Genomic DNA, 242 nt, shown 5'->3' on the forward strand with positions numbered 1-242 from the left:
CTGCGCCGCCGCGCGCGCCTGCGGCAAGGCCGGCGGCAGGGCCGCCAACAGCACCAGCAACCACGCGCAGGCGGTGCGCATCAGCCCTCCAGCAGGCTGCGGCCGGTCATCTCCTCGGGCTGCGGCAGCCCGAGCAGATCCAGGATGGTCGGCGCGACGTCGCGCAGCGCACCGCCGGCGCGCAGGCTCGCCTTGCGCGGACCGATGTACACCAGCGGCACCGGGCCGACGGTGTGCGCGGT

The 242-nt window shown here is 76.4% G+C and carries 1 protein-coding gene; it reads right to left on the minus strand.

Features of this window, described 5'->3' with window-relative positions; genetic code table 11:
* Positions 1-80: 80 nt before the first annotated feature.
* Positions 81-242, minus strand: a 162-nt coding sequence (locus tag HKX41_13065; protein ID NNC25064.1) for a 2,3-bisphosphoglycerate-independent phosphoglycerate mutase, incomplete at its 5' end; no start/stop codon positions are given.

Origin of the sequence: Salifodinibacter halophilus (assembly GCA_012999515.1) — a bacterium.
GTDB lineage: Bacteria > Pseudomonadota > Gammaproteobacteria > Nevskiales > Salinisphaeraceae > Salifodinibacter > Salifodinibacter halophilus.